Origin of the sequence: Oceanobacillus jeddahensis, from assembly GCF_000750635.1 — a bacterium.
Classification (GTDB): Bacteria; Bacillota; Bacilli; order Bacillales; family Amphibacillaceae; genus Oceanobacillus; species Oceanobacillus jeddahense.
The window spans coordinates 872,781-885,998 of the sequence record NZ_CCDM010000002.1 but is presented as its reverse complement, the minus strand read 5'-3'; the positions used below and the strand labels follow the sequence as shown (position 1 = coordinate 885,998).

The window sequence follows — 13,218 nt, the reverse complement described above, 5'->3', positions numbered from 1 at the left end:
TAGATTTTTTATATTAAATGTCGGAGTTGCTTCTATATTATTCATGAGAAGGTGAACCTTTTTAACAGAAAATTATTCTCTTACAGCCTATTCATTATTATTATTATTTGCTCTTCAAATTTTTTAAGCAGTTCTCCATTCATGCCTTTACCTCATCTTTTTTGACAAGGGTAAAGAAAACAATAAAACCAATAAGCGTTGTTGTAAATAATATCATCCCCATTGGAACCGCTGATGCCTCATTAATACCCGCGAGCGGTGAAAAAATGGAACCGAGTAATAATGGGAGCATCCCCAAAACTGCACTCGCACTTCCTGCACGATGGTCCTGTTTTGCCATTCCCAATGTAAACGTACTTGTCAATATCATGCCCATCGTAATCATATAAATAAAAATAAATAAAACAATCAGTGTTAAAGGCCCTTCTATTATTGTCATGATAAGTAATAAGGCAGTTGCCACAAGCGCCGTTACAACCGCAACCTGAAGTAACGTTTTTTCCAAAATAATCCCGCTGAATCGCCCGATAAGAAAGCTCCCTGTTATAATCGCTAACCCATTGATTCCAAACAACACACTAAATACTTGCGGAGATACGCCATAGATATCTTGATAGACAAATGGTGTTCCGGACACATAAGCAAAGCTGCCGCCATGGATAAAACCAACAACTAAGGCATAGCCGATAAAGGAACGGTCTTTCAGCAAACTGCCCATCGTTTTTATTGATGCTCCTGCTGAACTTGGAATCCGCTTATGCGCCGGTAAGGTCTCTTTCAATTTCATAGCTACAATCGTAACCATAAGTAGCCCGACGATGCTTAAAAAGTAAAAGATACTTTTCCAGCTTGTCCACTCGAAGGAAAGAATAAAGCCGCCAATCATTGGTGCAATCATCGGCGCGATTGCATTAATAACCATTAGTAAAGAAAAAAACTTTGTAAGCGCCTGTCCGCTGAATACATCCCGTACAACGGCACGGGAAAGAACCACTCCAGCTGAGGCTGTTAACCCTTGTAAAAAACGCATGGCAATCAATATGACAATATTAGGAGCTACCGCACATAAGATGGAAGCCAAAGCAAACAAAAACGTAGCAATCAATAATGGCTTTCTTCTTCCCTGAGCATCGCTGATCGGGCCGGCAAATAATTGCCCTATTGCAAGGCCAAGTAAACAGGCTGTTAAACTAGCCTGTACAAGGGTGGCACTTGTGTCTAAATCTTGAGCAATCTCCGGAAAACTCGGCAAATACATATCAATATTAAGCGGCCCTAAAAAAGCAAGCAATCCGAGAAGTAATGCCAATCCAAATCGAGCTGCCCCTGTCGGGTTATGTTGTATCGTTATATCTCTTTCAGAATTCAATCATGATCACTCCTAATTGTGTCCTCACATCTAGCTTTAGACAGAGAAAATTTTAAAATTTCCCTGCGTGTCTGTCAAATCTTTTAAACATACATTTCATTCCCAACTATCTGCCTTCTCATTTTTACATCTCTTTGTAAATGCATGTTTAAAAAATTGCTAAGACATTATTCTATATGATTTATGCTTTCAATTTTATACACAATAATAAAAGCCGGACAGATTGTTGTCCGGCTTTATTTCACGATAGAAGAGTATAGATGTAAAGACTTTTCAAAACTCATTCATTTAATTCATACAGAACTAACGAGCACAGCTGGAACTATTTTCTATTTGTGAACCCGTCTCACCTTTAAGCACATCGCCGCCAGTTGATTCAATAATATCATTTGTAACTGTACGGGATATTGTTTTGGAAACTAACTGTAGAACATCATTAACAACGATTTGCGTCTCCTTAAACTCTTGGACAACAGGAATTTCATCAATTTCATTTTGTAGTCTGTCAATTTCCTGTTCAATACGCTGCAACGCTTCTTTCTTATCATATGCCTGAAAATTAACTGCCTGTTTTTGCAGGGTTTTAATCTTTTTAATCAAGCTTTGTACCTTTTTATTGCTGTTTAATTTAGCTTCTACTTGCTTAAAGCGTTCAATTTCTTCCGTATTTGCAAGCATTGCTGCTAATTTCCTGGCTTCATCAAGGACTTCTTTTCTTTCATATTTCGCCATCTTATTCCACCTCAACTCTATTTTCTGCCATTACCCCGTTCAATGACCACGTTTTTGTTTCTGTAATTTCTACTTCTACAATTTGGCCAATTGTGGATTTTGGTCCCTTAAAGTTTACTAATTTATTTCTTTCTGTATAGCCAGCAAGAACATCTGGATCTTTCTTACTTTCTCCTTCAACAAGAACCTTTACAACTTCACCTTGATAAGTTTTCATTGATTCAGCTGATTGCTTATTAACAAGCTCATTTAAACGGTATAAGCGTTGTTTTTTCACTTCTTCCGGTACATCATCTTTTTTCCTTGCAGCTGGTGTACCTTCACGAGGTGAATAAATAAATGTATAAGCTGCTTCAAAGCCTACTTCTTCGACTAATGTCATGGTTTCTTCAAATTGTTCTTCTGTTTCATTTGGGAAACCTACAATAATGTCCGTAGTCAATGTTGCATGTGGCATAGCTTCACGAATTTTTCTAACTAATTCTAAATAATCTTCCCGTGTATATTTACGGTTCATTTTCTTCAATATTTCACTACTACCAGATTGGACTGGTAAATGGATATGATCCAGAAGATTTCCACCCTGTGCTAAAACTTCAATCAGACGGTCGTCAAAGTCACGCGGATGAGAAGTTGTAAAGCGAACACGCGGGATATCAATTTTATGAATATCATCCATTAAATCGCCTAAACCATATTCAATATCTTCAAAGTCTTTTCCATATGCATTTACATTTTGACCAAGAAGTGTTACTTCCTTATAGCCCTGTGCAACCAAATGACGTACTTCCTGAATAATATCCTGTGGACGGCGGCTGCGCTCTTTACCACGTGTCATTGGTACAATACAGTACGTACAGAATTTATCACAACCGTACATGATATTTACCCACGCTTTTATTTTGCCTTTACGTGCTTTTGGCAGATTTTCAATAATGTCGCCTTCTTTAGACCATACTTCTACAATCATTTCTTTTCCAAACAATGCCTCTTTAACAAGATGTGGCAAACGGTGGATATTATGGGTTCCAAATATTAAGTCAATATGCTGATGCTTTTCCAAAATCCGGTTTACAACAGATTCTTCTTGTGACATACAGCCACAAACGCCAATAATAAGATCCGGGTTTTCTAATTTTAATGGTTTTAAATGGCCAATTTCACCAAACACTTTATTTTCCGCATTTTCACGAATCGCACAAGTGTTTAATAAAATAATATCTGCTTCTTCCGTCACGTTCGTGGACTCATAGCCCATTTCCGATAAAATACCAGCCATTACCTCTGTATCATGCTCATTCATTTGACAGCCATATGTGCGAATGAGAAATTTTTTGCCTTCACCAATTCGTTGCATATCCTCCGGGATAGAGAAATCATAATGAAACTGAATATCCTCCTTGCGGCGTTTTCTCGCTTTTTTTATATCTGGAGATTGTGGTTCGTACTCCATTTGAAAATATTTAGCGATTAATTCTTCGCTGGATGTATTCTTAATTCGTTCAATATTTGCTTCTTCGTTACGAATCTGGGCCTGTTGTTTTCGTTGTTCTTCATTCATCAGGTTAGTCCCCTTTCTTTCATCGATTCATATGTATTAATGCACTAACTTACAGTATAAAGCTTATACATAAATTGTACAATATTCAAAGCCTGAAACCTATAAAAAAATCTCTTATTTCCATCTTGGAAAAAAGAGATTTTTTATGATTCGTCAAAGACGATACCTTAATAGAAATAATTCCTGCATTGTCAATCATTTTGAGAACGGGAATACCTCTATCCAATTCGAAATACATATTCAAAAGTCATTTTCCTCTTTTGAACATATATTCGAAATTACCCTTATCTAGGCTCAATAATTAACTTAATTGCCGTACGTTCCTCATCATCAATTAAAATATCTGTAAATGCTGGTATACAGATTAAATCGACCCCACTTGGTGCTACAAAACCGCGAGCTATAGCAACTGCTTTGACAGATTGATTCAGTGCCCCTGCACCGATTGCCTGAATTTCAGCCGTACCTCGCTCCCTAAGTACATTTGCCAAAGCTCCTGCCACTGAGTTTGGATTTGATTTTGCTGAAACTTTTAAAACTTCCATCACTAGTACCTCCTCATGTGCTATTTATACTTTTATTGCTACTATTTCTCCTGGAGATGTATACCGTGTTCGGCTGTATGACAGATGCTACACAAAGAAAGGGTGATCGTCATTAATAAGGATCCTTTCAATGGCTACTGCTTTTCCAGTCGAATCGTCCGTACTAATGAATACTCCATTTAGTTGTGTTCTTCCCTTTTTTTCAATTTCAAAACGTACAGGAAGAGAAGTTTGGAATCTTTTAATAACAGATTCCTTCTCCACACCTAATATCGCATCATACGGTCCTGTCATCCCCACATCAGATATATATGCAGTACCTTCTGGCAATATTCTTTCGTCAGCAGTTTGTGTATGCGTATGTGTTCCTACAACAGCCGTTACCCTTCCGTCTAAGTACCAGCCAATGGCTTGTTTCTCACTTGTTGCTTCACCATGAAAGTCTACAAAAATTGTATTGGTTCTTTTCTTCGCTTCTTCAATTAATTGATCTGCTTTTTCAAACGGATCATCAATTGGCGGAAGGAAAGTTCTTCCTTGTAAATTAATCACAGCAATTTCTTTTCCGTTAATATTCGTATAGGTAATTCCTTTTCCTGGATTATTCTCTGGGAAATTTGCAGGACGAATCATAGCTGGTGCCTGGTCAATAAACTCAAAAATTTCTTTCTTATCCCAAGTATGATTTCCCATCGTAATGACTTGTGCTCCAGCTTGTAAAAATTGCTTATAAATCTTTTCTGTAATGCCTTTCCCAGAAGCAGCATTTTCCCCATTAATAATGGTTACATTCGGTTTGTATTTTTCTTTTAATTTCGGCAGGTATTCCGCAACCATATCTCTTCCCGGAGAACCTACTACATCACCAATAAATAAAATTTTCATCTTTTCTTCCAACCTTTCTTCTTTACCATACAATCTATATATTCATTCAATAAAAAAACAAAGGCGACATCTGCCGCCCTTGCTTTATTTTGCATATTCAACTGCTCTTGTTTCCCGAATAACCGTAATTTTTATATGTCCAGGGTAATCGAGCTCCCCTTCAATACGTTTTCTAATATCACGGGCAATTCTCGCTGATTCCATGTCATCAATATCATCAGGACGAACCATGATACGAATTTCACGACCTGCTTGAATAGCAAACGACTTCTCTACACCTTCAAATGACTCAGATATCTCTTCCAGTTTTTCTAAACGCTTGATATAATTTTCAAGGGTTTCACTTCGAGCTCCTGGTCTCGCAGCAGAAAGTGCATCTGCCGCCGCAACTAGTACAGCGATAACAGAGGTTGCTTCTTCATCTCCGTGGTGGGAAGCAATTGAATTAATAACAACATCGTGTTCTTTGTATTTCATTGCTAATTCTTTACCAATTTCAACGTGACTGCCTTCTACTTCATGATCTATCGCTTTTCCGATATCATGGAGCAGACCAGCTCTTTTGGCAAGATTGGTATCTTCGCCTAGCTCTGCTGCTAGCAGTCCTGACAAGTAAGCAACTTCCATTGAGTGCTTCAAGACATTTTGACCGTAGCTTGTACGATATTTCAAACGACCTAGAATCTTCACAAGATCCGGATGTAATCCGTGGACTCCAACTTCAAATGTTGTCTCCTCGCCCACTTCACGTATATATTCATCAACATCACGTCTGGATTTTTCAACCATCTCTTCAATACGTGCAGGGTGAATTCTGCCATCTTGTACAAGTCTTTCTAATGCCATTCGAGCGATTTCACGCCGGATTGGATCAAAACCAGACAATATAACCGCTTCAGGTGTATCATCAATAATTAAATCAATTCCCGTTAACGTTTCTAATGTACGGATATTTCGTCCTTCTCTTCCAATAATTCGGCCTTTCATCTCATCATTAGGCAAATTCACAACAGAGACCGTTGTTTCAGCAACGTGATCAGCTGCACATCTTTGAAGTGCAAGCGATAAGATGTTTTTCGCTTTCTTATCAGCTTCTTCATTCGCACGATTCTCAGCTTCTTTGATCATAACGGCTGATTCATGCTGTACTTCTTTTTCAATGCGCTCTAAAATAACTTGTCTCGCTTGTTCGGTTGTATATCCTGAAATGCGCTCAAGCTCAGCTTGCTGCTCGTCTTTCATAGCTTCCACTTTGCTTTTCATTTCTTCAATTTGTTGTTGTTGTTCCACCAGAGTTTGTTCTTTCTGTTCGAGTAGAACTTCACGTTTGTCTAATGTTTCACCTTTTCTATCCAGATTTTCTTCTTTTTGCATCAGACGATTTTCTTGCTTCTGAGACTCCATACGACGCTCACGAATCTCATCCTCGGCTTGACTCCGAAGCTTATGATTCTCATCTTTTGCTTCCAGAAGCGCCTCTTTCTTAGCAGCATCTGCATTTCTACGTGCTTCGTCCATAATTTGTTTAGCTAATGTTTCCGCACTAGAAATCTTAGCTTCTGCAATAGATTTACGTACCAAATAACCAACAACAATACCGACGACTAGAGCAAGCAAAATGGAGATGATGATAATAACAGTGTTCATGACTTCACCTCCTATTGCCTATAAAATTGTAAATTGCATATTTGTCGGCATATCACATTTTCAGATGCATCAAAATAAAGGTAATTTCATAATACAAATTATAAAATTATACACTATTAATATTAATTCTCACCAGCCTGAATGTCAAGGAACTCCCGATATAAATTATAAAACGAAACTTCACTCAATGAGAGTTTCCGACGCGCAGCTCTTTACGATGGGACGAGTAATCGCAAAAGTTCTTCGATGGGGCGAGTAATCGCAGCAATGTTGTCAGGTTAATCGACCGCTGCGGAAAAACACTACGCTAGATAGATTTTTTGTTATTTGTATTAAATTTAAGAAAATTCATTAACCTGACAACATTAGTAATCGCAGTCCCATCCTCAGGACGTCACGAACTTAGTCTGCTGTTCTTCTCCCACTGAATTAGCCTAAATGACTCAGGGAGTTAGCTCATCTGATCTCCCGCCTGAATAAATTTATTTCACGCTTTATTTTGGGACGGGAGCTTTACGGACGGTTCTCCGTGATAATATAGTGGAAATGCTCATATATTATCTCCATACAAAAAACCATAGTGCGATGACTATGGTTTTGATTACGTTAAATATCCATGCTTTCCTGCTCTTCTTTTGTTTTTTCATCATTTTGTTCTGGTTCTTTATCCAGTTCATAATGATCACGGATTGCTGCTTTGATTTCTTCAAATACTGCTTCATTTTCTTTCAGGAATTGTTTTGCATTCTCCCTGCCCTGGCCTAAACGATCTCCATTATAAGAATACCAGGCACCGCTTTTTTGGACGATATCAAGATCTGATCCAATATCAAGGACTTCTCCTTCTTTAGAGATCCCTTTACCATACATAATATCCACTTCTGCCTGCTTAAATGGAGGCGCTACTTTATTTTTCACAACTTTAATACGGGCTTTATTCCCTACTGCATCATTGCCGATTTTAAGGGTTTCGGCACGGCGTACTTCCAGTCTCACAGAAGAATAGAATTTTAATGCACGTCCTCCTGGAGTGGTTTCCGGATTTCCGAACATTACACCTACTTTTTCACGAATCTGGTTGATAAAAATAGCCGTCGTTTTTGATTTGTTGATTGCTCCTGAAAGTTTACGGAGAGCCTGTGACATTAATCTGGCCTGCAATCCGACATGGGAATCTCCCATTTCCCCTTCAATCTCAGCCTTTGGTACAAGTGCTGCTACAGAATCGACAACAACAATATCAACTGCACCGCTTCGCACAAGCGCTTCAGCAATTTCCAAAGCCTGTTCGCCAGTATCCGGCTGCGACAATAAAAGTTCATCCACATCTACGCCAAGCGCTCTTGCATAAACAGGATCAAGGGCATGCTCTGCATCAATAAAAGCGGCCTGCCCGCCCTGTTTCTGGGCCTCCGCTATAGCATGGAGCGCTACCGTTGTTTTACCAGAAGACTCTGGACCATATATTTCTACTACTCTTCCTTTTGGATATCCGCCAATTCCAAGAGATACGTCCAATGCTAATGAACCACTTGGAATCGTAGCAATTTTAGGTATTTCATTTTCCCCCATTTTCATAATGGACCCTTTACCAAATTGCTTCTCTATTTGTCTTAAAGCCATATCTAAAGCTTGTTGTTTATCACTCACCGAAAATTACCTCCTTTATCTATCTGTATCCATCATACAATGATTTTATAGATTTAACAAGCAAAAAGACGAATAAACGTTCCTGTATTTTTAAAGCAAATTTTGCCTTAGAAATAAAATATACTTATAAATTTGCTCCAAAAAGGGAATTTTCTGCGTCAGATGAAATGGAATTATTAAAAAATCCTTTTCTCAATTTTTATTTTAAATATTGATATAATAATTCAAAACCTTTTAAAGCAGCTCTTTCACGAATATTATTGCGATTTCCTGCTAAAAGAATAGAACTGGTATCCACAATTTTTCCTTCATCATAAATAGCAATATATACTTGGCCGACTGGCTGTCCTTCTTGCTTATCAGGACCAGCAACCCCTGTAAAAGAAATAGCAATTGGTGTATTTAATTTCCTTGCAGTTTGTTCAGCCATTGCTTCTGCACATTCTTTACTTACAACACCGTATTTTGCAATCCATTCCGGCGATAAATCTAATAAAGATTCTTTCACGGGTGTTTGATACGTAATTAAACTGCCGGCAAAAACACTTGAAGCTCCTGCAGCCGATACGAGATTACTAGAGAATAACCCGCCTGTTAAACTTTCTGCTGCACCAATTGTTTTATCTTTTTCGGCTAATAATTCAATCACTTTATTTTCAATGGTTTGCTCATCTTCACCGAAGCAATATTCACCAATACGTCCCAAAATCTCCTGCTTTTTATCAGCAACCAATTTTTGAGCCTCTTCCTTTGATGAAGCGCTGGCAGTAACCCGGATCACAACTCCCTGATCTTGCGCAAGTGGAGCTATCGTTGGATTGGTTTGTTCATGAATCATATCTGATAATTCATGCTCTAAATTAGATTCACCAATACCAATAAATTTCAAAACAGTAGATTGAATAACCTGCTGCTTACCAGTTAGGTTCTCTAAAAATGGAAATAGCTCCTCTGTGGAAATTTGTTTCATTTCCCGTGGGACTCCTGGTAGAAAGAACCAATGCACATCTTGGTAATCTACATACATTCCCGGAGCCATTCCAGCATTATTTTTTAATACACGAGCCCCTTCAAAAACACGGGCTTGCTTTCGATTATTCGGTGTCATTGTTCGATTTCGCTCTTTGTAGTAGCTTTCAATCTTATTCATTGTTGTTTTGTCTTCTATAATTTCCAGACCTGTTAATTGCTCAAAACCTTCACGTGTTAAGTCATCTTCTGTTGGCCCTAAGCCGCCGGTAACAATAACAATATCTGAACGTGATTGTGCTAGACGAAATGCCTGCTCAACTCTATCCAGATTATCTCCAACTACCGTATGGTTATAAACATTAATTCCATAAGTTGCTAATTGCTCAGATAGCCACTCCGCATTTGTATTCGCTATCTGACCCAGTAATAATTCTGTACCTACTGCTACAATTTCTGCCTGATAATTTTTTGTCATTTTGAATCCCTCATTACATGCCAATTTTTAACAAAGTAATCCACCCCAGAAATAATGGTGAACACTAAGGAAAGATATAACATTATTATACCAAATGGAAAGTCCATGTAAGAAAATGGGAAATTATGAAGCAATAACACTGCAATAGCAATCATTTGCGTTGCTGTTTTTAACTTTCCCATACTTCCAGCAGCCAGGACAGTACCTTCACCCGCTGCAACCAGTCTTAATCCGGTCACTGCCAGCTCCCTGCTAATAATAATAATAACAACCCAGGCCGGAGCAAGATCAATTTCTACTAACAAAATCAAGGCTGCAGAAACAAGAAGTTTATCTGCTAATGGGTCCATAAACTTTCCTAAGTTGGTAACAAGATTATATTTTCTTGCATAATAACCATCTACCCAATCTGTGCCCGCCGCAATAATAAAAATAAGGGCTGCGACAAAATGAGCAATAGGTAATTCTGCATTCCCAATATCCCAACTCCCCCAAGAAAATGGTACGCTCATGAGCACCATAAAAAGAGGTATCATTAAAATACGGGAAAAAGTTAACTTGTTTGGTAAATTCATTTTACACCCTCCATTATTTTAGAAAAACTCCTATTGTAAATTTTCCTAACGTTAAGTACTTTACATTTTTTCTATGTTAACACATTTCCTTAGAACTGCGCTTACTTGTCCCATTGAAAAACATTCACATTTATCACGGAGAACCTCCCGTAAAACTCCCGCCTCAAAATAAAGAGCGAAAATAAATTTATTTAGGCGGGAGATAACGGGCGCTAACACCCTGAATCACTTAGGCTAATTCAGTGGGAGAAGGGCGAAAACTCCCACTGAATGAAGTTTCGTTTTATTTTTCCTTCATCTGCAAGAATGAAACCCTCCCTATAAAAGGAGGGTTTCATTCTTACTCCATTCATTCACTGCTCATCTGTAGATCCAGGCGTTGATGAATGGCAGAAGTCGGATATTCTATATCAGTTCCATCAATAGAAATCGTCACTGCTGATGAATTACCGATGTTTAAAGAAATGGCTTCTTCATCAGATAAGTCAATTTCTACAGGAGATGCATCTGCATCAAAATTACCACTAAATAACGATTCATCGTTTGAGCCAGTTACTTCCAACCAGCTGTTCTGATCCTCATCTGCAGATTCTAAAGTCAGTACAGCCTCGTCGCCGACATTGGTTACTTCAAGCACAGATGTTGGAGAGTTTCCTGTTCCTTCTTCAACAACCTCTACAGAGACTTCTTCACTTTCTTCTGTTTCCTCATCTTCTTCTGTACCGTCTTCCGTTCCATCCTCACTGTCATCTGCATTATCATCCGCAGCGCCATTACCGTCTCCCTCATCAGAATCATCGATAATCACACCGCCATCGTTGCTATTTTCTTCTTCAACTGGTTCCCCGTCACTCGGAGATGAACTCTGACGGATGAAAAAGATAGCTACGGCGATGATAGCAATAATCAATAAAATCACAGTTACCGTTGGAATAATGGATGACGAACGTGATTCTTTATCTGATCTGCTCTCTTTTCTGGTCCGTTGTATCCTGCTGTATTGTACATTTTCTTCTTCTGTTGCAGGGAGCTCTTCTTTATGATCTGTCATAATATCATCCGGATTAATTCCTACTGCAGATGCATATTCTTTGATAAATGCACGCGTATAGAACTTTCCTGGAAGAATATCAAAATTTCCTTCTTCAATTGCAACCAGGTACCTTTTTTGAATTTTTGTTTTCTCCTGCAGGCTGTCCAAAGAAATATCCTTCGCCAGCCGTGCCTCTTTTAGTTTTTCACCAACATCCATTTAAAACACCTTCCACCTTTTTAATTAAAACATCGAAAATCCATCTTGACGAAAATCCTCATTTTCCACTGTCTCATAAGTGATTTCTTGATCTTCATGTGATCTGAGTTCAATAATGTAATCAAAATCTTCCATGCTGTATTCCGTAGACTGAACGAATATATCTGGATGTTCAATTACTTTGACAGTCGGTAACTGCATAATCTCCCTGATCAACTGCCAATGCTCCTCTTCATTCATTTTTCTTTTAGAGACCACACCATCAATGATGTAAATATTGTCCGAATCGTATTCGCCTTCAATTAAGTTTTTGCGTACAGTTTGTTTAATCATGGTGCTTGATACAAACAACCATCTTTTATTTGCACTGACGCTTGCTGCAACGACAGACTCTGTCTTTCCAACTCTGGGCATCCCACGTATCCCAATAAGCTTATGCCCTTCCACCTTAAATAATTCAGCCATAAAATCAACAAGCAGACCAAGCTCATCCCGCACAAAACGAATCGTTTTCCGGTCTTCATTATCATGATGGATAAACTTTCCATGCCGAACTGTAATTTTATCACGCAATTTAGGTTTGCGGAGCTTGTGTACTTTAATCGCATCCATTGTTTCTAAAATATATTTAAGTCTTGTTATATTTTCATCATACTTAGACAAGATAAGCATCGCTCTGCGGGAATTTTCGACACCATTGATCATAATGATATTAATCGTGAGCATCCCAAGCAAAGAGGATATTTCCCCTAATAATCCCGGACGGTTTTTTAAATTTTCGTATTCTAAGTACCATTGTGTTCTATCCATTGTAAGCTCCTTTTAGAAGTTATTTGTAAAGGACAGTCAACTTATTATGTCGTACTATGTATCATCATATCGAAAAATAGATGATCCATCTATTATAATATACCATTTTTTCTATATTTCCTAAACTACTAATACCTTTTTCACCATTCATTTTTTTACTTTCTTAACTTTCGCCAAGTGCTCTTCTTGGCAAAAGTTAGCTGAAGAGCGTGCCCCTAGGCAGACTAAAGTCGCAACGTCCTGGGACTGCGATTACTCGCCCCATCAAAACCGTTGTACGTCGGAAAGCAAAACGGTCCGCCGCAGCGGTGCTTTACACTTCACACTTCTATTCTTTGTCTTTACAAGGTGAACTTGCCAAGTTTTCTTTACAGTTTCAAAATCAGAATATTTCTTTGCAAAATTGATATACATTCATTGGTTATATACAAAAAGAAGCTATATAGATATTACTATACAGCTTCTCTTCTTATTATTCATTATTTAATCATGCTTTTGGACAAGTTTAATCATCGCACTGGCAATAGCTTGCTGTTCTTCTTCAGAAGCTGTACTCCACAACTCTTTCAGTACATCTTCTTCCGGTGTTTTCGCATCTACACTCTCTGCCAGATAATCACCAACTTCAGCTGCCAAATTCGTTAACGTATCATGGTTAACTCCATTTTCTTCAGCTTGTTGCAAACGTCCCTTTAAAAAGCCTTTCCATGAATCAAAGTTATCTAATACTGACATTTGGACATGC

The 13,218-nt window shown here is 38.2% G+C and carries 12 protein-coding genes; all 12 read right to left on the bottom strand.

The genetic code is table 11. The features are described 5' to 3' along the window. Nucleotides 1–139 precede the first annotated feature (139 nt). The 12 genes from BN986_RS11980 to BN986_RS11920 all read right to left on the bottom strand — a co-directional run bounded on the left by BN986_RS11980 (nucleotide 140) and on the right by BN986_RS11920 (nucleotide 13,208). The gene (locus tag BN986_RS11980) at nucleotides 140–1,345 is read right to left on the bottom strand and encodes a Bcr/CflA family efflux MFS transporter (RefSeq protein ID WP_040980851.1); all 1,206 of its coding nucleotides are present in this window, start codon (nucleotides 1,343–1,345) and stop codon (nucleotides 140–142) included. A gap of 327 nt (nucleotides 1,346–1,672) precedes the next feature. After that, on the bottom strand, nucleotides 1,673–2,101 hold the full coding sequence (locus BN986_RS11975; protein ID WP_040980244.1) for a YlbF/YmcA family competence regulator: 429 nt from the start codon (nucleotides 2,099–2,101) through the stop codon (nucleotides 1,673–1,675). 1 nt (nucleotide 2,102) lies between these two features. Further along, nucleotides 2,103–3,662: a tRNA (N6-isopentenyl adenosine(37)-C2)-methylthiotransferase MiaB gene (miaB, locus tag BN986_RS11970; RefSeq protein WP_040980242.1), complete on the bottom strand. Its 1,560-nt coding sequence runs from the start codon at nucleotides 3,660–3,662 to the stop codon at nucleotides 2,103–2,105. Nucleotides 3,663–3,946: 284 nt separating this feature from the next. Further along, nucleotides 3,947–4,207, bottom strand: a complete 261-nt coding sequence (locus tag BN986_RS11965) for a stage V sporulation protein S (protein ID WP_040980240.1) — start codon at nucleotides 4,205–4,207, stop codon at nucleotides 3,947–3,949. Between the two features lie 87 nt (nucleotides 4,208–4,294). Continuing rightward, entirely contained in the window at nucleotides 4,295–5,092 is a 798-nt protein-coding gene (locus BN986_RS11960) for a TIGR00282 family metallophosphoesterase (protein ID WP_040980238.1), read from the bottom strand. Between the two features lie 84 nt (nucleotides 5,093–5,176). Next, nucleotides 5,177–6,739: a ribonuclease Y gene (rny, locus tag BN986_RS11955; RefSeq protein WP_040980236.1), complete on the bottom strand. Its 1,563-nt coding sequence runs from the start codon at nucleotides 6,737–6,739 to the stop codon at nucleotides 5,177–5,179. 606 nt (nucleotides 6,740–7,345) lie between these two features. Continuing rightward, nucleotides 7,346–8,389, bottom strand: a complete 1,044-nt coding sequence (gene recA / locus BN986_RS11945) for a recombinase RecA (RefSeq protein WP_040980232.1) — start codon at nucleotides 8,387–8,389, stop codon at nucleotides 7,346–7,348. Nucleotides 8,390–8,588: 199 nt separating this feature from the next. Further along, nucleotides 8,589–9,836, bottom strand: coding sequence for a competence/damage-inducible protein A (locus BN986_RS11940; RefSeq protein WP_040980230.1), 1,248 nt, complete (start codon nucleotides 9,834–9,836; stop codon nucleotides 8,589–8,591). Beyond that, nucleotides 9,833–10,411, bottom strand: a complete 579-nt coding sequence (gene pgsA, locus BN986_RS11935) for a CDP-diacylglycerol--glycerol-3-phosphate 3-phosphatidyltransferase (RefSeq protein WP_040980228.1) — start codon at nucleotides 10,409–10,411, stop codon at nucleotides 9,833–9,835. Before pgsA ends, BN986_RS11940 begins: the two co-directional genes overlap by 4 nt. Before the next feature lie 349 nt (nucleotides 10,412–10,760). Then, nucleotides 10,761–11,663 (bottom strand): helix-turn-helix domain-containing protein, encoded by a 903-nt coding sequence (locus BN986_RS11930; protein ID WP_040980225.1) that lies wholly within the window; start codon nucleotides 11,661–11,663, stop codon nucleotides 10,761–10,763. Between the two features lie 24 nt (nucleotides 11,664–11,687). Continuing rightward, entirely contained in the window at nucleotides 11,688–12,473 is a 786-nt protein-coding gene (locus tag BN986_RS11925; protein ID WP_040980223.1) for a DUF3388 domain-containing protein, read from the bottom strand. A 483-nt stretch (nucleotides 12,474–12,956) separates the two neighbouring features. Beyond that, nucleotides 12,957–13,208 carry a DUF3243 domain-containing protein gene (locus tag BN986_RS11920; RefSeq protein ID WP_040980221.1) on the bottom strand — a complete coding sequence of 84 codons (252 nt, stop codon included), beginning with the start codon at nucleotides 13,206–13,208 and terminating at the stop codon, nucleotides 12,957–12,959. Between the last annotated feature and the right edge of the window lie 10 nt (nucleotides 13,209–13,218).

Excerpts from the sequence above, each read along its gene's own strand:
- BN986_RS11975 (WP_040980244.1), bottom strand. The coding sequence starts at position 2,101 with ATGGCGAAATATGAAAGAAAAGAAGTCCTTGATGAAGCCAGGAAATTA.
- miaB (WP_040980242.1), bottom strand. The coding sequence starts at position 3,662 with ATGAATGAAGAACAACGAAAACAACAGGCCCAGATTCGTAACGAAGAA.
- BN986_RS11965 (WP_040980240.1), bottom strand. The coding sequence starts at position 4,207 with ATGGAAGTTTTAAAAGTTTCAGCAAAATCAAATCCAAACTCAGTGGCA.
- BN986_RS11960 (WP_040980238.1), bottom strand. The coding sequence starts at position 5,092 with ATGAAAATTTTATTTATTGGTGATGTAGTAGGTTCTCCGGGAAGAGAT.
- rny (WP_040980236.1), bottom strand. The coding sequence starts at position 6,739 with ATGAACACTGTTATTATCATCATCTCCATTTTGCTTGCTCTAGTCGTC.
- BN986_RS11940 (WP_040980230.1), bottom strand. The coding sequence starts at position 9,836 with ATGACAAAAAATTATCAGGCAGAAATTGTAGCAGTAGGTACAGAATTA.
- pgsA (WP_040980228.1), bottom strand. The coding sequence starts at position 10,411 with ATGAATTTACCAAACAAGTTAACTTTTTCCCGTATTTTAATGATACCT.
- BN986_RS11930 (WP_040980225.1), bottom strand. The coding sequence starts at position 11,663 with ATGGATGTTGGTGAAAAACTAAAAGAGGCACGGCTGGCGAAGGATATT.
- BN986_RS11925 (WP_040980223.1), bottom strand. The coding sequence starts at position 12,473 with ATGGATAGAACACAATGGTACTTAGAATACGAAAATTTAAAAAACCGT.
- BN986_RS11920 (WP_040980221.1), bottom strand. The coding sequence starts at position 13,208 with ATGTCAGTATTAGATAACTTTGATTCATGGAAAGGCTTTTTAAAGGGA.